Annotated in this window: 20 protein-coding genes; 10 read left to right on the top strand and 10 right to left on the bottom strand. The window is 43.9% G+C overall.

Annotated features, from left to right (window positions below; genetic code table 11):
* Positions 1–70: 70 nt before the first annotated feature.
* A complete protein-coding gene (locus tag BCU12_RS20250) occupies positions 71–1,210 on the bottom strand; it encodes an MFS transporter (RefSeq protein WP_102406117.1) in 1,140 nt (379 codons plus the stop codon).
* 173 nt (positions 1,211–1,383) lie between these two features.
* Positions 1,384–1,818 (bottom strand): thioredoxin TrxC, encoded by a 435-nt coding sequence (trxC, locus tag BCU12_RS20255; protein ID WP_102406119.1) that lies wholly within the window; start codon positions 1,816–1,818, stop codon positions 1,384–1,386.
* Between the two features lie 495 nt (positions 1,819–2,313).
* Here trxC and BCU12_RS20260 point away from each other — a divergent pair, with 495 nt between their 5' ends.
* A complete protein-coding gene (locus tag BCU12_RS20260) occupies positions 2,314–3,261 on the top strand; it encodes a TerC/Alx family metal homeostasis membrane protein (RefSeq protein WP_102406121.1) in 948 nt (315 codons plus the stop codon).
* Between the two features lie 92 nt (positions 3,262–3,353).
* Here the strand turns inward: BCU12_RS20260 and BCU12_RS20265 are convergent, their stop codons facing one another.
* Positions 3,354–4,043, bottom strand: a complete 690-nt coding sequence (locus BCU12_RS20265; RefSeq protein WP_102406128.1) for an NAD(P)H-binding protein — start codon at positions 4,041–4,043, stop codon at positions 3,354–3,356.
* A gap of 1,027 nt (positions 4,044–5,070) precedes the next feature.
* Here BCU12_RS20265 and cobT point away from each other — a divergent pair.
* From cobT to BCU12_RS20310, 9 genes are all read left to right on the top strand, one after another.
* Positions 5,071–6,099: a nicotinate-nucleotide--dimethylbenzimidazole phosphoribosyltransferase gene (cobT, locus tag BCU12_RS20270; protein ID WP_102406179.1), complete on the top strand. Its 1,029-nt coding sequence runs from the start codon at positions 5,071–5,073 to the stop codon at positions 6,097–6,099.
* Complete coding sequence (locus BCU12_RS20275; RefSeq protein ID WP_102406130.1) at positions 6,099–6,947, top strand: adenosylcobinamide-GDP ribazoletransferase; 849 nt, start codon at positions 6,099–6,101, stop codon at positions 6,945–6,947. The genes cobT and BCU12_RS20275 overlap by 1 nt, the downstream gene beginning before the upstream one ends.
* A complete protein-coding gene (cobU, locus tag BCU12_RS20280) occupies positions 6,944–7,516 on the top strand; it encodes a bifunctional adenosylcobinamide kinase/adenosylcobinamide-phosphate guanylyltransferase (protein ID WP_102406132.1) in 573 nt (190 codons plus the stop codon). Before BCU12_RS20275 ends, cobU begins: the two co-directional genes overlap by 4 nt.
* An 11-nt stretch (positions 7,517–7,527) precedes the next feature.
* A complete protein-coding gene (locus BCU12_RS20285; RefSeq protein ID WP_102406134.1) occupies positions 7,528–8,157 on the top strand; it encodes a histidine phosphatase family protein in 630 nt (209 codons plus the stop codon).
* 100 nt (positions 8,158–8,257) lie between these two features.
* On the top strand, positions 8,258–10,084 hold the full coding sequence (locus BCU12_RS20290; RefSeq protein ID WP_102406136.1) for a M3 family oligoendopeptidase: 1,827 nt from the start codon (positions 8,258–8,260) through the stop codon (positions 10,082–10,084).
* A gap of 239 nt (positions 10,085–10,323) precedes the next feature.
* Positions 10,324–11,352 (top strand): succinylglutamate desuccinylase, encoded by a 1,029-nt coding sequence (locus BCU12_RS20295; RefSeq protein ID WP_102406138.1) that lies wholly within the window; start codon positions 10,324–10,326, stop codon positions 11,350–11,352.
* Between the two features lie 156 nt (positions 11,353–11,508).
* A complete protein-coding gene (btuC, locus tag BCU12_RS20300) occupies positions 11,509–12,504 on the top strand; it encodes a vitamin B12 ABC transporter permease BtuC (protein ID WP_102406140.1) in 996 nt (331 codons plus the stop codon).
* Entirely contained in the window at positions 12,491–13,246 is a 756-nt protein-coding gene (gene btuD / locus BCU12_RS20305; protein ID WP_102406142.1) for a vitamin B12 ABC transporter ATP-binding protein BtuD, read from the top strand. The genes btuC and btuD overlap by 14 nt, the downstream gene beginning before the upstream one ends.
* Positions 13,247–13,413: 167 nt before the next feature.
* Positions 13,414–14,424, top strand: a complete 1,011-nt coding sequence (locus tag BCU12_RS20310; protein WP_102406144.1) for a DUF4382 domain-containing protein — start codon at positions 13,414–13,416, stop codon at positions 14,422–14,424.
* A gap of 153 nt (positions 14,425–14,577) precedes the next feature.
* On the opposite strand, the gene BCU12_RS20315 is transcribed toward BCU12_RS20310, so the two are convergent.
* The 7 genes from BCU12_RS20315 to BCU12_RS20345 form a co-directional block, all read right to left on the bottom strand.
* Positions 14,578–15,153, bottom strand: coding sequence for a nucleoside triphosphate pyrophosphohydrolase family protein (locus BCU12_RS20315; RefSeq protein ID WP_102406146.1), 576 nt, complete (start codon positions 15,151–15,153; stop codon positions 14,578–14,580).
* A 167-nt stretch (positions 15,154–15,320) separates the two neighbouring features.
* A complete protein-coding gene (locus BCU12_RS20320; protein ID WP_102406148.1) occupies positions 15,321–15,962 on the bottom strand; it encodes a sugar transferase in 642 nt (213 codons plus the stop codon).
* Between the two features lie 10 nt (positions 15,963–15,972).
* On the bottom strand, positions 15,973–17,160 hold the full coding sequence (locus tag BCU12_RS20325; RefSeq protein ID WP_102406150.1) for a glycosyltransferase family 2 protein: 1,188 nt from the start codon (positions 17,158–17,160) through the stop codon (positions 15,973–15,975).
* Complete coding sequence (locus tag BCU12_RS20330; RefSeq protein ID WP_102406152.1) at positions 17,157–18,275, bottom strand: glycosyltransferase; 1,119 nt, start codon at positions 18,273–18,275, stop codon at positions 17,157–17,159. The genes BCU12_RS20325 and BCU12_RS20330 overlap by 4 nt, the downstream gene beginning before the upstream one ends.
* 496 nt (positions 18,276–18,771) lie before the next feature.
* Positions 18,772–20,196, bottom strand: a complete 1,425-nt coding sequence (locus tag BCU12_RS20335) for a GNVR domain-containing protein (protein WP_102406154.1) — start codon at positions 20,194–20,196, stop codon at positions 18,772–18,774.
* Positions 20,193–21,353, bottom strand: a complete 1,161-nt coding sequence (locus BCU12_RS20340; protein ID WP_102406156.1) for a glycosyltransferase — start codon at positions 21,351–21,353, stop codon at positions 20,193–20,195. The genes BCU12_RS20335 and BCU12_RS20340 overlap by 4 nt, the downstream gene beginning before the upstream one ends.
* Entirely contained in the window at positions 21,346–22,086 is a 741-nt protein-coding gene (locus tag BCU12_RS20345) for an acyltransferase (protein ID WP_102406158.1), read from the bottom strand. The genes BCU12_RS20340 and BCU12_RS20345 overlap by 8 nt, the downstream gene beginning before the upstream one ends.
* Between the last annotated feature and the right edge of the window lie 32 nt (positions 22,087–22,118).

Here is a 22,118-nt window from a genome sequence, read left to right on the forward strand (position 1 = left end):
AATGGTTTTAGTGTCTGAGTGTTTAAGCGGACAACACTAAAACCATTTGAGTCACATCAAAATTTGGTGGTTATTCACCCGCCATAATTTGCCGCTTGCCTTTGACGCTCGCTAGCAGCATATAAATGCAGGTCGCGAGCATTGAGACAAACAGGTATCCCAACAAACCCTGTTGAGCGGCGCCATACCAATCCGCAAGGACGGGCCCTAAGACCGAACCTATACTGTAGCTAAATAGCATCACTTGTGTGATTGAAACAAGATAGTTTGTGTCCATTCCATCGCAGCCTAGATTGATCGCGATGGGATACAATGCGAAGCTCGCCATACCTAATAAGAACAAACTTACCGCAAATACATTGAGATCTGGATTCACCACACTCATTGCAATAGCACCAGAGCCTAGTAAGCAAAACATTGCCATGAGCAAGGTTCTGCCCAAGTACTTTGACAACCAAGGTACAGTCGGTTGAACAACCATGCCACCAAGGATAATCAGCGCCATTAAAGAGCCTATCTCATTGTTGCTGATACCACGGCTTTTTAGCTCTAAAGGCATTAGCCCGTAGATTGCACCCAATGTTAAACCCGAGACAATACAGCCTATGATCGCAGCGTGGTTTAACTTCGATATCTGTTTAAGTGACAGTGTGTCGCTTTCTTCTACTTGAGGCGGTGTTGATTCGACAAACAGCAGAACTAAGATAGCAAAACTCAACAATGTGAAAATCGTGATAAATGGTACACCACCAGTAATGCCGATATAGCCTATGCCAAGTTGCCCAAATGCGGAACCGCCATAGAGTGCACCCATATACAAACCAAGGCGCTTAGCTCGGTTTGATTCTTCTCCGTGTAATAACCAAGACTCCACGATGACAAAAATACCGGCGACCGACATACCTGCAATAAACCGTGCGGTTAGCCAAGTCGTTGCGTTGGAAAAAACGGGCAGAACCAAAATGGTGGCTATGAGCACAGCAAGACAGAATACAAACGCACCACGATGACCAAGTTTTGACACTAATGGTTCAACAGTGAGCGCACCTACAAGAAGACCAGCGTAAAAAACACTTGCTAGCCAGCTCGCGAGATTACTTTCTAGCCCGTAATGTGGAAGCATGAGAGGGATTAAGCTCATCAAATACCCCGACGCTACAGCGTAGAATGTAAGCGCAATAACCGGCACAGAGATGCGGGATTTTGGCATTAAATCAAGTGTTTTTTCCAATGTAGATGCCTCCGAAGTTAGTGGGATTAAACGACTTTCGGAGTGGAATATGAGCTTGATTATAGAAAAGATAAAACGAATAATTTTGACCTTATCGACAAATTATATTTATCGATAAGGTCGGCTTGGAGTCTTTAGGTTTTAACTCGACGCTACTTGTTTATTGCTTGAGTAAGCCATTGTTCAAATTGGCCTTTTGGTAACGCACCATTGATCATGTCCACACTTTTACCCCCCTTGAATACCATCACTGTCGGAATGCTACGGATACGATATTGGGCAGCAAGCTCTTGTTCATTTTCAGTGTTGATTTTGATGAATCTGACGCTTCCTTTCTTCTCTTCGGCGACTTGAGAAAATACAGGGGCGAAACCGACACATGGGTTACACCAAGGTGCCCAAAAATCAATGACAACAGGTTGTTCACTGTTCAGTAGTGCTTGAATGTTTGATTGGGTCCCTTCAATAGGGGAACCATCCAACAATGAAGTTTGGCACTTTCCACAGTTTGGGCTTTCTGAAACGCGGTCAGTAGGAATCTTATTGAGTCCCTCACAAGAAGGGCAGCGAGTAGTGAATGTCGACATAGCAATCTCTCGTCTTTGTAATTATGTGTAAGCGGTCGCAGCAGATGTGCCTAGTTTAAGCTTTAGGTTTCGCTGCAATTCTTCCAAGGCACCCACAATACGAAATTGCGAGCGGTTAGGAAATAGATACGATCGTGTTTATACCAATTGATGCCATAGGTAAAACCAATGAGCAGAAGCACGATTAACATGCGATAAAAATACTTTAACGAATAAATAGACGTACACAGAAATGAGGAATAGAATCCACTCGTTTGGGGAGTAGTCGCCTTCGTTTACTTATCGTCATCTCGTTAAGCGTTCGCTTATCCGGTAAGTATAAGTTTTGTTCTGTTAATCAGAACCAAACTTCGACGAGACCAACGCAATCACCTTTGAATTTCTTGTGGGGCAACCCCTGTAGGTTATTCGTCTGTTTGTTTGCGCAGGTATCGTTTACGGACTTCTCTCGTTTCTGAGTTAATCCCCTTCGGTCCTCGCGCTTTTGGAGGAACAATGGCCCCTTTCACTTACTTTATCTTTGGATTAATGACCATTTCACTGGTTGTGCTCGATATCTGGCAAACTCGTGGTGGGGAAATTACGATCAAAAAAGCGGCAGTTTGGAGCGTTTTTTGGTTTCTGCTCGCGTTGGCATTTGCTGTTCTTATCTATATGTATTGGAACGATTATGCACCGTACAGCGAGTACAACTCAAAGAAAGCAGCGGTCGCATTTCTCACCGGGTATTTGCTCGAGAAATCACTGAGTATAGATAACCTATTCGTGTTCGCGATTATTTTCCACCAATACAAAGTACCTGAGCATTTACGACCACGGGCACTATTGTGGGGAGTGATAGGCGCACTGGTACTGAGAGGCGTGATGATTGTCGTTGGGGCTCAGCTATTAGAAGCTTACCACTGGCTACTCTATGTCTTTGCAGTATTCCTGATCTGGACGGGCGTGCAGTTAGCTAGAGACAGTGGGGACGAGCACCTTAATCCATTGCCAGAGAAAATAATTCGTCGGTTTGCGCAGGTGACGGATGGTTTTAGAGGGAATGCATTAACGGTGACCGAAAATGGCCGTCGGTATGTCACGCCAATGATGATCGTGATTGGTGTCATCGCATTCATGGACATAATGTTCGCACTTGACTCGATCCCCGCGATATTTGCCGTGACTAGAGAGCCATTTTTAGTACTCGCTGCAAATGTATTTGCTCTGTTGGGGCTTCGATCATTGTATTTTGTACTGCAAGGTATGATGGAGAAGTTTGTCTATTTGAAGCCAGCTTTGTCGTTCATTATGGTGTTTATTGGTATCAAGATGATGCTGGTGGGGACACAATGGGAAATCCCAACCGTGTTGTCTTTACTTGTGTTGTTAACGACAATGCTCGTCGCCGTTGTCGCGTCGATCATACATAAACCACTGAGTAAAATGTCAGAGCAGAAGTAGGCGCTATGAGGGGCAGTGTCCAAGCAGGGTACATTGCTCCTCGGAATTCAGATTGAATGATTGTGTTGAGTGTAAACGCTTAGTTAAGAAAGCTACTGATATCGACTGACCAAACTCTTCATTTCGGCGCTGTTCAGTGTTTTGTGTACGTTAGTACTTTGGTCAAACAACTCGAACAGCATGGCTTTTGCCACGTTGGTCGCTTTGATCGGGATGTATTTGGCGAGCGGGCCTACCATAAATGGAGTGAAAAGCTTCAAAAGATATTCAACAACCATTTCATTTTTTCTCGGCTCGTCTCGAAGCCCGGAAAGAGGGCCTGGTCTTGCGAAAACAAGCTTCTGGAAACCCATCTTGCGAATGGTTTCTTCCATTTTTCCTTTGCATTTCAGGTAGTGCGAAAGCGAGTAGGGGGAAGCGCCAATGCTGGAAACAACCGCGAGTTTTTTAACGCCTAGAACTTTCATAGACTGTGCAACATCGCAGACGAGTTGATAATCGACTTGTTCAAGTTTATCTTTCGAACCCGCTTGTTTAAGTGTGGTTCCTAGACAGATCAAACCGACGTCTGGCACAGGTTTTGTGTCGTCCCATTCTAGAACTCTAAGTTCGGTGTCTTTAATTTGCTCTAGCTTGGAGTGAAAGAAAGGGAGTTCGTGACGAGTTAGGGCGTATACATGAGTGATTGGTTCCTCTTCTAGCACCAATTTCAGCACTTCCGTACCCACTAAGCCAGATGCGCCCGCAAGCATTACGACAGTGTTATCACCCAATATACTCATTGTTTCTTTCCCAACCTGTGTAAACTTTGTGTCGAAAAGACGCCAAATACGCGATTCGAGTCACTGGCAATATATCCAAACCTAAAGCGATGTTCTGTGACAAGATATTCAAAGTCTTGAATCGACGCAGACCACAGAGCGATTATCAGACTTTGAAACCTACATAGAAAATCAGCCTCTATCTATGAGGCTGATCAAACTTAGGTAAGTGAAAGTGGTACTTTTGTTTGTCCTTTCGTTTGTTTGCGAGAATGTGTTGTCTGTTGTTTTTGTGTTCTTTTGCGAGATTGTTGGTTAGCAAACATTTTTACTCCTTAGTAATAATACTTGTAGAGTTGAGCTTTACGTTAACTACCATGCATCCTTTATGCCGTGATTTCTGAAGAAAGCACCTATTATGAGGTGGTATGATCAAGGTTAGATGATGAATTTATCAATATCAATTTCGGTTTGCTTTGCAAAACGCGATTATGGACAAATGATAAACAGCTCGGTCCATAACCGACCCATGATCAGTTGGTTTCAATGATTAGCCTTTTCGGCTACAACAAACTCTGGCTCTTCCCATGCGGTAACGTTTGTACGAACGATAATGACTGCGTTAGATGCGAGTTCTGTTAGCTCTGTTAGAAAAGGGGCTGAGCCATTTAAGCCAAACCCCCACATTTAACCAAAGCAATCGTATTGTTCATTAATACATGGTGTTCGCTGATACGTTAAAGCTGACAAAAATTAGTAACCTGAAAGTGGAATGCCTATTTCCATTTATCTGATAATTACTATGGTATGAAATGTGGTTGCGGGACGAGAGCAAGAGGTCATCTTCGCAATTCTAAATTGAATGGGGTAGTGGAGAAAATTATTGGATGTATCGAAAGTTCACCAAACTAATAGAGTCAAGAGAGTATTAGTTAAGTCTCTGATTTCAGGTTAAACTGATGCATACCCCAACAAGGACGTGTGGTAAGGATAGGGTTTGGATTGCTATCCGATTGTTACCGCAAAGCAGAAGAGACCATTTCCTGACATGTTAAATCGCAGATTTTCACAACAAATACAGCAACGAATTGATAATAAGACCAAACCATTGGGTGCTTTGGGCCAATTAGAAAGCTTAGCGCATCAATTGGCATTAATAGAAAGTCAAAAGGCGGATCACGCCGTTAATGAAATTCATGTTAATAAGCCAACGGTGATCATATTTGCCGGCGATCATGGCATCGCAGATGAAGGGGTCAGTATTGCTCCTAGTGCAGTGACACAGCAGATGGTTCTCAATTTTTTAGCGGGTGGCGCAGCCATTAATTGTTTTTGTCGCGTGAATGATGTCGATTTAAAAATTGTTGATACCGGTATTCTTTTACCCGTCGAACAAGAGAACGATAACCTTATTGTTCAGCGTCTGGGAACACGTACAGAAAACTTCTCTCAGAAACCGGCGATGCCGATAGAAACCGTACGAGAAGGCATTGAGCTTGGAAAAAGTGTTGTGGCTAACATTGCCGCCCAAGGATGCAACACGGTCATGTTTGGTGAGATGGGCATCGGAAATACAAGCAGTGCGTCAGCAATACTCGCAGCCCTTTCAGAGCTTGATGTTGATTCATGTGTTGGATTGGGGACAGGAATCACTCCAGAACAACTGGCGAAAAAAGTTTCTTTGGTTGCTCAAGGCGTAGCGCGGTGTGACTCCAAAGATCCTTTATCAGTCCTTTCTCAAGTTGGTGGGTTTGAAATTGTTCAAATGGTGGGAGCATTTTTAGGCGCTTATGAGGCGAAAACGCCGGTTATTGTTGATGGTTTCATCGTCACCGTCGCCGCTTACGTCGCTATTTTGCTTGAGCCAAACTGTCGTGAATACATGATATTTGCACATAAATCGCAAGAACATGCTCACCAGTTTTTATTGAAAGAGCTCGATGCACAGCCGTTACTTGATCTGTCTTTGCGTTTAGGAGAAGGCACTGGTGCTGTATTGGCTGTGCCACTCGTCAGGGCGGCGGCTGAATTTTACAATAACATGGCGAGCTTTGAAGATGCTGGAGTCACGGTTTAATGTCGTCTTGGTTTAAGCTCCAGATTGAGCTTTTCTGGCTCGCCTTAAGTTTCTTCTCTAGGATTCCGATTCCTAAAAATACACCGTACAGCGATGAGAGAATGAATCGCTCTGGTCGATATTTCGCTTTGGTCGGTGCGCTATTAGGCGCTATCTGTGGAGGTGTGTATTGGATCGTGGCAAGTTGGTTTCCCGTAGAGATCGCCGTATTTGTTACTATGGTTGTGAGCTTATTGCTGACCGGATCTTTCCATGAAGATGGCTTAACCGACATGGCTGATGGCATTGGTGGAGGAATGTCGATTGAACGCAGGCTAGCGATCATGAAGGACAGCAGAATAGGAACGTATGGCGCCGTTACTTTAGCCATGGCTTTGATTGGAAAATTCTCGATGCTGAGCTACCTAGGTAACGCACAAAAACCTGCACTCAATCCAGTTGCGACAACGAACACCAGTGCTTTTCCTGTTATCCTTTTTGTTTTCGTCATGGCGTACACCGTCAGTCGAACTTTCGCTGCATCACTCATTTTTGACATGCCTTATGTCAGCGAAGAAAAGACCAGCAAAAGTAAACCTCTTGCTCACCGACAAACACGCTCTGAGTTGTTCTTTCTCGTGTTGTGTGCAGTAGTTTTCTCAATCTTGTTATCACCGATTGTGTTTCTGTCCATAGCAGGTGTTCTGTTACTGGGGCGTTCTATGTTTAAGAGATGGCTAATGAAAAGAGTAGGTGGCTTTACTGGAGATTGTCTGGGTGCCGCCCAACAGATTTCGGAATTAGTGATTTACTTAATACTCGTCGGCTTTGTGCACAACGACGTCTCATTGATTGGAGGTTGGTTATGAGTGTCCGTTTAATATTGGGTGGTGCTCGCTCAGGCAAGTCATCGCATGCTGAACGCATTGCAAAAGCGAGTGTGGAGAAAAGCCACAACGAAAGCAGAAGTATGCGCCTAAATTATGTGGCAACGGCAATCGCATTTGATGACGAAATGCGCTCTAGAATTCAGCACCATCAGCAACAGCGAGATTCTAGTTGGCATGAGCATGAAATCCCAGTGGAGTTACCGCACGCGCTAAGCCGCTTCACCGAAGAAGATGTTGTCTTGGTTGATTGTTTGACCGTGTGGCTAAACAATATTATCTTTCAACTAGGTGACAATGTCACAGATGAGGCGATTAAAGCGCACATAAACAAGTTGATTGAAGTACTTGAAGGGAGTCCTGCAACGATAATCCTAGTGTCGAACGAAGTCGGGCTGGGTGTTATACCGTTAGGCGAAGTCTCACGATTGTTCGTGGATCATGCGGGATGGATGAATCAAAGAATCGCTGCGATTGCTTCTAACGTTGAGCTAATTGCCGCGGGCTTACCTCTTACCCTCAAACCTCAGCCTTTAATTTCATCGATGTAGAAGAACATTTTATGGAAGACGCTACAAGGTTCAAAACTTACAACGTGTACTTGCTTCGACATGGTAAAACAGTTGGAGAACCTTCTCTTAATGGCATTACTGATGTCATTGTTAGCGATGAGACTCAACAACAAATCGCCAAGGCATTAAGCAAAGAATCTCTGGGCTACTCACAGGTAATTACATCACCACTTCGTCGTTGTAAGGATCTTGCGGATAAACTCGTCATGAATAACCCCAGCGTAGGATACAGTGTTAATAGCGGCTTTGTTGAGATGGACTTTGGTGATTACGATGGCCAAAGCTTTGATGCGTTAAGACCGTACTGGCCGAATCTCGACTCGTTTTGGAAAGATCCTGCAAACAAACCACTGCCAAATGCAGAGAGTTTGCACGACTGTTATCAGCGCGTGACAGACGCTTGGGAAAACATGGTCGCCAATCTTAATAAAGATACGTTGATCGTCTGCCATGGTGGAACGATAAGGCTCATTCTCGCGTATATTTTAAAGACCGACTATACCAATTCGACTTGGTATTCCGCGTTAAATATTGGAAACCAATCTCTAACGCACATAAAAATTCATGAAGAATACAAGAATAATCCACACGTACAAATGATCGGAAAACCTCTCTGTTGAGCAAATGCTCTTTTCGGTTACCTCACTAAATTTAGAACAGCGCTTAACTATCCGAATGATTGAAGAATTAAGTTTGAGCGCTATGTAAAAAGGACGACTTATGACTGCACCAAGCTGGGATTTAACGATTGCCTATCACGGGTTAGACGACTCGAAAATCGAACAAGACATAGCACTTATTGAGCAGTGCATTGACGTACTCAAACAACATATTGCGAATCGTGAGCAAGTGCTAGTTATGCAAAATGCCGTGCAGACTTCTGAGGCTGCTGGGACTTTAATGGCGACGATCAACACTTTTGCGACCTGCCATGCCTCTGTTGATTCTTCAAATGAAGTTGCGAAGTCGCTGATGGGTCGTATTGCGAAACTAAACTCGTCATTGACGCAAGCTTTTGCACCTTATACCGATACATTGACGCACAGTGACGATGCCTTCATTGAAGATGTGTTGGCGCATTCAAGCGCTGACGTTTCTGGTCAATATTTTCAATTTAGTTGCTTAAGGAAACTCGCCGACTCAAAACTGTCAGTCGCTGAAGAGCAATTGATCACTGCTTTAGAAGTGGATGGTAAAGATGCTTGGGGAAGGATGTATGACAACCTGACTGGGACACTTGAGGTCAAGGTAACGCAACCCGATGGCAGCATAGAACAAATGGGGTTCTCGCAAGCTGCAAGCCTTCTCTATGGAAGTGACTTTGAGAAACAGCCTGCTGCATGGCAAGCAATACAAGAGGCTATGGATACACACAAAGAGAGCTTTGCCTCGGTCGTTAATGCCTTGGCAGGTTGGCGCTTAACCGAAATCGAAAAGCGATCAACAAAGCGTAATATTCATTTTCTAGAACCAAGTTTGCACGACAGCAGGATTACGGAACAGACATTAGACACTATGATGTCGGTTGCAAAAGCCAATCGCAGTGTTGGGCAAAAGGCGGGGAAATTGATGGCAAAGGTTTATCAACTCGATGAAATGAAACCATGGAATCACCTAGCTTCGATGCCGAGTCTAAATCTGGGGGCAGATGACAGTGATGACGCTCAAAGCAATGAGCCTAAGGTGTATTCGTTTGACGAAGCGATCACTGTCATTCGCGATGCATTTTCGGAAGTAGATGAAGAAATGGCTGAGTTTGTAGACATTATGGTTGAAAATGGCTGGATTGACGCCGCACCAAGCAACCGACGTAGGCTAGGGGCTTACTGCACGAAATTGGCTGCCACACGTTCACCTCTGGTATTTATGACTTGGGGCGGAAGCCGCTCTGATCTTCTTACACTAGCGCACGAACTAGGGCATGCTTTCCACAACTGGGTGATGAAGGATATGCCGCTGTGCAAAACACGCTACCCAATGACATTAGCTGAAACAGCGTCGATTTTTGCTGAGAATATCGTTAGAGACTATTTACTGAGTAAAGCGTCGAGTCGCACTGAAAAGCTCGAAATGCTCTGGGAAGAACTGTCTTCTTGCTATGCGTTAATGGTCAATATTCCAGTACGCTTTGCTTTCGAAAAAGAGTTTTATGAAAAACGTCAAAGTGGTGAACTGTCTGCTAATGAGTTGAGTGAGTTAATGAGTAAGCATTGGCAGGATTGGTATGGCGATTCTATGTCACAAAGCGACCCTTACTTTTGGGCAAGTAAACTGCATTTTAGTATTTCAGAGGTGAGCTTTTACAACTACCCCTATTTGTTTGGTTATCTGTTTAGTATTGGGGTTTATGCACAACGTGAACACAAAGGAGATGCCTTTTATCGCGATTACCTGTCGCTATTGCGTGATACGGGAAGCATGAACGCAGAAGAAGTGGTGGAAAAACACCTGGGAATGAGTTTATCCAGCGAAGAGTTCTGGCAACAAAGTATTGACCGCGTGAGTGCAAAAGTTGACCTATTTGAAACGTTGCTGAGCGACAAATAGGTGGTCGTTCTTGGTTATCTTCTGCTCATAATTGGCTGTCTTAGACATAAACTAAGTCTTTGTTATTTTTAATTATAGGCAAATTGTTGACCATGAACGAAATGGCTTAATTGCGAAATGTTCAATACTTTGCGAATTTTGCGATTAATAATCAGTTTCGTATCAATAAGTGGGATCGTATCAACATAAATTGCTTGTCCAATTCATTAACATACCGCTGTGTAATAAAGGAGTAACACATGACGAAAAGCATCTTTCGCCAATCATTTCTTTTAGACAGTTTGGATCTTAAACACGACGTAGACGCTGCGGAGTTTGTCACGCCAGAAGGAGTGACGTTTAAGCTACACCAACGAGGCGTTTTAGAAGTTACGCCGGCTCATTACGATGAGAATACGAAAAATATTATCGTGTCTTGTGGCATTCATGGTGATGAAACGTCACCAATGGAGATCGTTGACAAAATTGTTTCCGATATCCTTACTGGTTTTCAGGCTGTTACAGAACGCAGTTTGTTTATTATTGCCCATCCGCAAGCCACCAATCAGCACACTCGATTTATAGAAGAGAACCTTAACCGTCTTTTTGATGAAAAAGAGCACGTGCCTAGCCTAGAGGTTTCCATTGCAGATAACCTAAGAGTGATAGTGGCTGACTTCTACCGTAACACGGCAGTAGAAACTCGCTGGCACCTTGATCTGCATTGTGCTATTCGTCGCTCTAAACACTATTCGTTTGCTGTGTCTCCGAAGACCCGTCATCCGGTTCGTAGCAAAGCGCTATTTGATTTTGTTGAGCAGTCGCACATAGAAGCGGTTATTTTCTCTAACTCTCCATCGAGTACTTTTAGCTGGTTTACGGCTGAAAACTTTAGCGCTCAGGCTTTAACCGTAGAACTGGGTCAGGTTGCGCGCATTGGTGAGAATAATCTAGAAAAGTTGATTGCGTTCGATCTGTCACTGCGAGATTTAATTTCATCCAGTGAAGCGGAACACCTACCGAAAAAAGCGATCAAGTACCGCGTGAGTCGAACGATAGTGCGATTGCATAATGAGTTCAACTTCCTCTTTGGTGATGACGTTGAGAACTTTACGAGCTTTAAACACGGTGAAGTCTTCGGGCATGACGGTGAAAAACCATTGATGGCCAAAAACGAAGATGAGGCGATTGTGTTTCCAAATAGGCACGTTGTCGTTGGCCAAAGGGCGGCGTTAATGGTGTGTCAGGTCGCGATTCGCTACGATCATGGACAAGCGGTATACGATTAGAGATAAAGTAAGCAACGTTTGTCGTTATTCAGGTGGTGCAAACGTCACCCATCGCAGTAAATTGCACGGTTACTTCTTTCTATTTTAATGGCTTAACGTTAAGGTTAAGCTATTATTTTTTTCAAAGGTTATCAAGCGCTATTGTTTGATAAAAAAATGAACTTTACTCAGCTTCTAGACCAAAAACATCAACGATGGTCGCGTTACTCTTTAATATTATTAGTATTGTTGCTGATGATCAGCGCACTCTATTTAATGGTTGGCGAATTAACGATTTCGCCGTTTGGCTCTTTGTCTTCGCTTGAATACCAACTTCTATATCAGTTACGTCTTCCTCGATTGCTCGCTGCAATGGTCATTGGCGCATCTTTAGCCGTCTCTGGCGCGGTCCTTCAAGTGTTGCTTGGAAATGTTCTCGCTGAGCCCGGTGTACTCGGTATATCTGGTGGTGCAAGTGTTGCGATGATCATTGTCTTGTTTTTCTTTCCTTTAGCTGCGTCAACACATGTCTTCATGTTTGCTGCGATGTCAGGAGCCATGATTTTTACCTTGATTCTCGTTTCCATGGCAAAAGCAATGAAGCTCACCACCACACGATTACTTCTTGTTGGTGTTGCGTTGGGTATTCTAGCAAGCGCTGTCGTGACATGGGCTTTCTATTTCAGTGACGATTTAAGCCTACGCCAGCTCATGTACTGGCTGATGGGAAGTATTGGTGGGACGACTTGGAGCCAACATGTGATTACTCTGGTGCTTCTACCGGTGCTGATGTACTTAGGGTTTCAGGGGAATACTCTTGATAAATTGATGATGGGTGAGGCTCATGCTAAGCAACTGGGCGTGAATATCGACTCTGTTCGATGGAAATTAATCACATCAGTTTCAATACTGGTAGGCGGGGCGGTAGCCATTGCTGGTGTGATAGGTTTTGTTGGTTTGGTTGTTCCTCATTTATTGCGATTAGCAATTGGTACTGAAAACAAATACCTTATTCCTATTTCTGCATTAAGTGGTGCTTTGCTTGTGGTCGTCGCTGATCTTGTCGCCCGACTAGCGCTTGACTCCGCTGAGTTACCTCTGGGTGTTGTCACAACAACGTTAGGCGCGCCCATCTTCATTTGGATGTTGGTAAAAAATCATGATTCAAATTAATAGTATCAAGGTTGAATCTAGAGTATTGCCTCTCTCATTTGAGTGTCAACTGGGAGAAATTCTGCATGTTGTTGGCCCGAATGGCAGTGGTAAAAGCACATTGTTGTCTGCAGTGGCAGGCGTTTTACCTTTCACTGGTGAGGTGAGCATAGATTCCCTTGATGTGGGTTCTGCTTCATTGGGTGAACTGGCGCAGTGCCGAGCCTATTTAAGCCAAAGTGCACGACCTGCATTTAACTTAGCGGTATTTCAGTATCTAGCGTTGTCCGTGCCAAAGTGTTGTAAGTTGGATGATGAAAATGTTCAAAACGCTTTAGAAACTCTAACAAAACTTGTCAATATCGAAGACAAGTTGCATCGATCAATCCATCACCTTTCGGGAGGAGAATGGCAACGCGTAAGGTTGGCTGCGATATGTTTGCAGGTTTGGCCATCTTTAAATCCGCACGCAAAATTATTAATACTGGATGAACCCGGCGCGCCACTTGATATTGGGCAAGAAGCATTATTGTATCAACTGATTGATGAAGTTGCGCGACAAGGGCTGTGTGTAATCATGGCGAATCATGATTTGAACCGAACGCTTCGACACGCCGACAGTGCGATTTTGCTAAACAATGGCATTATGCAAAAAGTAGGGCATGTTGAAGAGGTATTGGAACCTAGCCTCTTGAGCGAAGTCTTTCAGACGCGAGTAAGGAAGGCTGAAATTGAAGGCCAATCTTACCTCCTGTTTGATTGATCCCTTCACACTTTTAACCGTGCTATTCAAATTCTATCATGACAAGGCAATGACCTATGGATGACACTTTCTAAAAGTCGTTGTTTAGTATTTGGGCATACAGTGCTTGAATGGATGCCCTCTGTTTAAGCTTTAACATTTTCATTTAATGTTGAGCCCATAACGCTATGAATACGTTTTACCAATCTGCTACTGCTGTCGGTGCACTATTGATGCTCTTTGGATGTATTGGAGAAGAGCCTATTAACCTCAATACAGCGAATTTCAGTCTTACTGTTTCTGATGCCGCAATGGATGGTGTGGATTCCATGGTCGTTGTTTACAGTAACGCCACTTTAATCCCACTTGACGGGTCCAAGCCGATCATCATTGATATCCAATCTCGTCACGCTGAAAAAGGCAGAGTAGACCTGCTCGATTACCAAGAAAGTAACAAGGCAAACCTTATTTCTAATCAAGCCATTCCGCCCGGTGATTATCAATTGTGTTTGACTGTCTTAAATGGCGAAAGTCAAAATGAAGCCCTATCACATGTGGTCGAATCAAATACTTATGTGCTTACACCTTTGACGATACTAAGCACTGGAGTTTGTCCGAAAGATTCAGAAGTAGACGGAACAAGCACGCTCTACTTCAACAGCACCTTGCTTCTTGAATCTGGTGATAATCATTTCATTGTGGAATTTGATCTTCGTGGTGGCCTCAAAGCGCCAACAGATGCGAGCGATCCGTACACCATTGAAAGCGATTCATTCACCTTAATAGACGAACGAGATGCCGGTCTGTTGTCGGGAACCATTAGTCATTCAATTGTGGAGCAGTGCAGAATAGACAATCGCGTTGCTTTTACTGTTGACGCTGTCTATTTGTATCCAAGTCGAGTGGCTCGTTCCAATATGGGGGGCTTTTCTAACGAGGGCCTCTATGCTGTCGCACCAGTCGCTGCGGCAAATGTGACGACTTACGATGGTATTCACTATGAGTTCGATATTGGCTATGTTGAAGAAGGGACCTATTCACTGGGTTATACATGCGTTGCTGATAAAGACCAGGCAGACACAGACCGAGCTGGTCAATCTGAACTCGTTTCCCCTGCGTTCAATATTTATCAGGCGGAGCAGCCCGTCAGAGTCTATCCACAGCATGTATCTGAAGTGGATTTTTCATTTGTTATTTGATTAGCCATGTCATTTAAGGCCTAGTCAATTTGGAACCTAACTTTATCTAAGCCTAGAGCCATTTGAAAAATAAGCAGCAATAAAAAAACGCGAGACAATGGCTCGCGTTTTCATTTCTATTCACCCTAAGGGCAACTACTTCGTTTACTTGGCTTACTTAGTTAGAGGCGCTAAGTCTGCAGGGCGGTAATAGACAGATTTTAAAACTTTGCCTTGGCGAATGGTTTTGCTTTCTGAGACGAAGTCTTCTGCGCATTTAGCAATGATGTAGTCGCCTTTTTGTACCGCCATTAACTTGATGCCTTGTTCTGCATAGAACGCTTCTGTTTCTGCGTACTCTTTTTCGTTGCGGCACACTTTGCTCATGTTGCTTGAATGCACTTCGTCCCAGCATGGTATAAATTCAATGCCGCGATTGATCGCAACGTTGAGTAGCAAATCCACTAAATAACTGATCGCTAAGTTGTCTTCTACTTGACTGTGCCCTAGGTGAACCAGGCGACCCATTAATACATAAACACTATCGATGATGGCGTCTGCTTGTTCCATCTTGCAGTCTGCTTCAGCGAGTTCAGTTAGTTCTTCAATAATCAAAGAAGTATGTAAGGTGTCCGCTTTATCGTTCAGGCTAGCAGCGTCAGCTACGGGAAGGTCAAAGGTGCTACGAAACTCGGTAATATCACGGTATAGGTGATCAAAGATAGGTTGAGTCAATTGAGATAAATGCATGAACAAAATCCGTAATAATATAAGCAGAAATAATTGCCGCTATGATATCAAAGCATGGCGCTAGCTTCTATTGTCTTGATGGAACTAATCGGCCTTTAACGAATGAAAAAGAAGAGTAACCCAATGATTACTCTTCTTTAAAGTGAAGCTAGATGACGCCTTATGAATTAACGACCTCGGCCGTCAACCATAACGACAATCGTTTTAGTGATAATGCTTAAATCCATCATCAGCCAATTGCGCATTGAACACATGGATAGTGCGTAACTATGGTCAAAACCGACTTTACGGCGTACGTCATCAATACAAGTGTCGTAGCCTTGGTTCACTTGAGCAAGGCCCGTGATGCCAGGCATCACGCCATATGTGCGGTCAGCAAAGTAAGGAATAGCCGTTTCCAATTTGTTGTAGAAGCTTGGGCGTTCTGGGCGTGGGCCAATTAATGACATCTCGCCGCTAACCACATTAAAAAGTTGTGGGATTTCATCAAGACGCGTCTTTCTCAAAAAGCGTCCAACTGGCGTAATTCGTGGGTCACCTTCTGTTGCCCACACGGCACCTGAACGAGTTTCTGCGTCTTGATACATGGTTCTGAACTTAATAATGTCAAAGAACTCCATATGACTAGGCGTTGATTTCCCAACGCGTTGCTGTCTATAAAAAACAGGACCAGGCGAAGTGAGTTTAATCGCGAGAGCAATGAATGGCATAACAGGGCTAAGTAGAAGTAAGCCGACGATCGCCCCAGTTAAGTCAAAAATTCGTTTTGCACACCAAATTGAGATACGGGTTGATTTTGTAGTAGTCATAATAAGCTCCTTAGTGATTTACTCGTGTCCATCGACCAGATTCAAGACCTAGCAAGTAACGCATTCCGCCAACGAAATTAGCAAAATGACCGGCTACTAAGTAGGAAATTAATTTGCACGGTTTACAGTTTAAAATGGTTGGAAATAGTAGGCTCAAGCTCGATAGCGCATAGACGCTAAGTTGAGCAATTAAAGCCGCGAGAAACAGTGGGTTGTCCATCAGCATGATTGAGGCTATCAGGCATACCAGCATTAAGTAGGGCATGGTCAGTCTCAAGCCTTTCCCTGAGAAAAACGCAAAGGCCACACCTCGATATTTTGGATTGAATAAACTAAACAGTTTAATCGCTTGTTGCATGTTCCCCGCTGAGATACGTAGGCGACGCTTGAAGTCGTTGACTTGGCTTGTCGGTTCAAGTTCCACCGCCACCATTTTGTCGTCGTAAATCGCGTTATAGCCTTGTTTAACGATAAGCATTGGAAGAACAAAGTCATCGTTTATAGTATTTGAATCCAATGGGGTGAATAGGTGAGTTCGGAACAGATAGAAAGCACCGTGAGCACCTAACGTAGAACCCAGAGAGGCTTCATTTCGTTTCAGTTGACTCTGATACTGCCAGTAGCTCGCCTCACCAGCATTGCGAGTTTCCAGCAATTGGTAACGACCGTTCACGACACCTGTACGTTTGTCCTTAAAATTTTGCTCGGCAACCAGTAGGGCATCAATCGAGATAAGTGTTGACACATCAGATAACGCAGTAATGTCTGTAGAAATAGTGCGCATCTGTTGGTTTATAACCGCCACTTTTCCTTGGTTTTTATCTAAGTCGCGAATTTCAAAATGAACATCGCTACAAATTGATTCTTGGATTGTATCTTGCGCAATCTCTACGGTGTTGTCTGTACATCCATCGCAAGCAATTATGATGGTGAGTCGATTACGTGGATAATCAAGGCTTGCTAGATTGCGAATCTTCTCGGCGATCCAACGTTCTTCGTTATAGGCTGCAACCAGAATGGTGATCGACGGGCGAACACGGTCTAAGTTACTGTTTCGATAACCACGCTTTAGATCACTCATTTTTGATTGTGGGTGACGTTTGGCGTACCACTTCAGTACAAGTGGGTAGCCAACGTGGTGATAAACAATCAAAGCAGCGCTTGTTACCAATGCTAAGATGATCATAGATTCAATCATGCTAGTGCCTCCAGAGATTGCCCTTGTACCGCAAGAGACTCATACGCCTTCACCATGTTTCTTATATCGTTGTTTTCGATAACAAACTGACGAGGTTGGGTTTCTACTGCGTGGCATAGCATGTGGAACAGTACCTCAGCCATGTTGTGAATATCATTCGCTCTTATCAGCATTCCGCTTTCAGGGCATAACGTTTCTTCGCTTGCGCCAACGTTAGTCACAGCTGTACGAATGTTGCAAGATTGCGCTTCAAGAGGAGAAAGCGGGAACCCTTCTGAACGTGAAGGCATGCAGAAAAGATCGAGTGATTGGTAGAAACGTTGCATGTCATCGACAAGACCCAAGAAAGTAACACGATCCGGAACATTGTATTGATTGGCTATTGTTTCTAATTGCTCTCGTTGACTGCCGTGCCCCGCAATAACAAGATGGACACTTTTCGGCATATAAGAAAGTGCCGCAATCGCGAGGTCATGTCCCTTCACTGTTTCTAGACGCCCAGCACAACCAATGATTTTTTTGTCTTGTGGTAGGTTAAAGTGAGAGCGAGCGACTTCTTTACTGCCCGGAGCAAACTTTTCGCAATCAACGCCATTTTTGATCGTCGTTGTTTGGTCGTATGAGAAGTGGTTCAGTAGTGTTTCTTCGACTAGGTTAGCGTCCGCAACCAACTGTGGTTTGGCAACGTCTAGCGCCATTTTTTCTAATCTTAAATGCTTGTCATTATTTAGATGCCAAACATCGTGTTCGGTGTGAATCCTAACAGGTACAGAAGTCAGGCGAGAAGCCAACCCAGCGTATAGAAGAGGACCAATGTGGTGAGTATGCACAACGTCTGGCTTTACAGCGTTAAACATTTTAACCAGTTGAGATAACGTTTGCAGTTTCACGCCCGGCTTTTTATCAAGAAAATGCAGTTGGTTAGCGAACGGTTTTAATCGTGGCCACTTCTCAATCGCTTGTTGTTTTTCACCCTCTAAACTCACAATCATTACTCGATTGAGTGGCGTTGAAAAAGCAAGTAGGTCAAGTGCTAGGCTCTCTAAACCACCAGGAGCAAGGTGCTGCACGACATGAATAACAGTTTGTCCTGAATGTGCGTTTGCATTTTTCATAATTGCTCCTTGAGTTACGTTCTTAATGAGTGTCAGTTGTCACTCGATTCTCAATAGGTATTGCAGAGAGTGTGCCAATTATATATTTGTATTTTATTCAACGAGTTATGTTGATTTTAGGTCTAAGGATAGTCGGTTTGTCAAAATGAGAATCGTATTGAGGAACAGATTGAGGAATAGATAAAAGTGGGAAATATGAATGTTTGTGAGAGCGCAATAACCATCTATGCCGAGTAATAAGGTGGGTGTGTCTGGAGGATAAGATTGGTTTACTGGGCGATGCTTAAGACGGGGCTTCAATTAACTTTGCGGCTTAAATACAAATGATCCTAAACGATGATTTAGGATCATTTGAAATACAAGGGTGTTTTGACCAAATGTGAAAGGGAGGGCCAAGATGACACAGTCGAAATTAATCAAGTTACATACTAGGAGAGCCAATCATCCTAGATAGTGTCTTTGTCTCTAGCATTATGGCTCAAGGTGTAGTCTCGCCTTAGTTGATTTTCGGTATTATGGTGATCACGGGAACATTTGTTAGTGCTTCTAACTGTTCCTTACGACGAATCGAGGTGTCAAAAAGTTCTGCGATAGTCGCAAGCCCGCAACCTAAAGCAATACCTGCTATGAAACCTGCGATGATAAAGACAATCATAGGTAAATTTGACGGGTGACTTGGAGTGTAGGGCAAGTCGATGATTTTAACTCGTTTGTTCTGTTCAAATACGCCCAGTGAACCGGTAAGTTGCGCCATTTCGTAACGCTCTACAAGTTCATCATACAGTTGTCTCTTTATCTGAACATCGCGTTGTAATCGGTATAGAGATTTTGCGTTGTCACCAAAATTATTCGCTTTCTGCTCAAGCTCGAAAATCATCTGCTTTAGACTTTTTGTCTCTTCATTCAACGCTTCGTATCGACTGCGTACAAGCTGTAGGCTATGTAATTGCGTTACAAGCAATGGTTGAACATCAGACATATCAGAAAGTGTCGACGTACTGGCGATATCCCACAGTTGGTCGCTGTTGAGATTTGGTTGGTCTAGTTGCAGTAACGCGGCACGTTCACTCTCCAATCGAGCAAGTTCACGATTTTTAGCTTGAACCGCACTGTGTTCTTCAGTGTATTTGGCTCTAAGTAAACTCAGCTCACTTCTAATATCAATAATTTGTTCTTCTATTTTCCCTACCACTGGGTTGGTTCTAGACAGCTGCTCATCAAGGCTCCCTAAACTTTTTTTAACGCCAGCAAGCTCGGCTTGTTTTTCTGCAAGGCTTTGTTTTAACGACGCTAAGCGGGTAAGACTTTGGCTTTGCATTTCAGGGCTGACAGAAGAATTAATATTTTTGAAATCCGCGAGGGCATCTTCTGCTTTATCGAGATCGTCTTGTCGTTTGTTTATATGAATCGCGAGGAACTCGCTTGAATCTTCTATTGACGATCGTTCCGGCGCGAGTAACTGCTCAATAAAGTGATCACTGATGGATTGCAGAAGCTCTTTCATGCCTTCCGCTTGGTCAGACTTGAGTTCAATTTTTAGAAAGTCTTTTCCAAGTTGAGAGACACTGACACTCGCTGATATCTCGTACATGATTTGATCGGCTTCTGCTGGCGTCGTGTTTTCATCAATCAGCCCTAATTCAAGTGCGACTGAACGTAAAACGTGTCGACTTTTAAGCAAAGTACTCAGTGCGTTTAGTCGGTCTTTAAGCATGGTTGAAACGGCAATATCTTCGAGGAACGGATTCATTTTAGCGGTTTCTTGAATCAGCATGCTGGTGTGCGACTGATAAGACGTAGGCGCGAGCTTAGATATCCCTGCGCCAACTAGAGGCAGAATTAATATTGGCAAGAAGATCAGGTAGCGTCTTCTCCAGGCGCCACTGAGGATAATAATGAAACGCAACTTTAACTCATTCATAGTAGCTCCAACATCCAGTCGACAAACTCACTTCTAGAATCCCAGCTATGTTGATTCACAATACCTTTTGGTAAGGTTTGTTGCTGACGAGCCTCTTTCAATGCACGGCTCATGCTCTGACTATCACTGACGACATTCACGAAACGCTTGTATCCTTTTAGGGCAGGGAAGTCGGTGGAAACAATAGGCTTTCCGGCGGCTAAATACTCCATGAGTTTTAATGGGCTACATGCAATAATTTGCTTATTTAATTTAAAGGGTAGCAGACTCACATCCCAATGCTGACTATATTGCGGCAACTGGTTATGTGGCTTAGGGCCTAAGTAAAAAACATTGTCACTATTCGGTAGCTTTGATTGATTAAGCTCCTGCGGGCCAATGAACACAAAGTCCCATTCGGGATTATCGGCAACGACCTTGCCAATCATGTCGTAGTCGAGCCAGTTGGACAGGCTGCCATAAAATCCAGCGATAGGTCGCCCTCGGTTCGGAAGATCTTCCGCTCTCTGAGCTTTCGTTGAGAATAGGCGGTCATCAACACCATGTGGAAGCAATTGCGTTTTGCAAGCAGGAAAGCGAGAGCGCATTTCTTCACTGGCCGCGAAAATCAGGTCGGCTTTGTCGATAAGTTTCTTTTCATGTTCTGCGACAACGGAATGATCGACGCCAGCGAGAGAAGAAAAGTCATCACCGCAGTAATAGACAACTGCAGACTCACCTAACGAGCCGCATAAATCAGCGGCAGTGGGCAATGAACACCAAAGTATCGGGTCTACAAGGTTGGCTTTTTCGAGTATCGGCTTTAATTGAGACAGCATCATCGTTTTCGCCGTATTTCGCGCTAGTGTCGACTTTGGAGCCGGTATGGTTTTCAAATTAACGATGGTAATGTTTTGTTCTTGAACACTTATGCTTGCTATACCCTGATTCGCAGAAAGTGCATTTGATTCGCATGGGTTCGCTTCAAAGCCAGATTTGGCGCGTCCCATGAGTTTATTGAATACGCGTTTAGTATCGTTGAGATTGAACCTTGGTTGACGTAAACCGATAGAGTTTACCCATACCACTTTTCGTTGCTCTGCGAGTCTTTTAATAAGGTGCTGCGTGCTTGAAGGTAAACCTCCGAAGTCTTCACCAAATACGATGAGATCATGCATGACAGTTCTCCTTATTTTGATTCGCGTCAATGGGTTTAATAACCTTAGCCGGATTACCACCTGCAATAACGTGAGCAGGAAGATCGCACACTACGACGCTGCCTGCTGCAACGACGGTTCCTTCAGCGATGGTGACACCTTGTCTAACGGTGACATTGGTACCGAGCCAAACGTCTTTTCTGAGTATGACGTCTCCGACTTGTGAATGATCATCCGCTTCTCCGTTCGCTCGGCGTTTTGCATCTAGTGGGTGACCTGAGTAACCGAAAATGAAAGCACCGCCGGCTATTCGAACGTTATCTTCGATAATGACCTTGTTACCGACCGCAATGGTGCTTTGCCAACCAATGTCGACGTTGTCTCCAACTACTAACATAGGTTCACTCGACAGTGTCCGACCGCTAAAAGTCGTTTGCCCTGATACACGGCAGTTGTTTCCAAGCTCAATAATGAGAGGCCCAGACACAAATGGAATGCCACCATAGAGATAAAGACCTCGGCCAAACTTGTTCAGTCGCCCTTTAAATGCAGGGGTATGGAAAACGATTCTTGTCATGGATTGCCAAAACGTTGAGATCAGCTTGTACAAGCCGTATATAGCCTTATTCAATAACATTGGTGTAGGTAATTCGAAGGTGCGAATCTTTTTGAGAGTCAAAAATAGATTGCGATAAGCCGGGTTAGGGTGGCATTGAAGCCAAGTTTTCATTTCATTAATTCTTGCTGCCAACATAACGTCACCTGTATTTTTATTTTGATACAGGT

The organism is Vibrio sp. 10N.261.55.A7 (assembly GCF_002877365.1).
GTDB lineage: Bacteria > Pseudomonadota > Gammaproteobacteria > Enterobacterales > Vibrionaceae > Vibrio.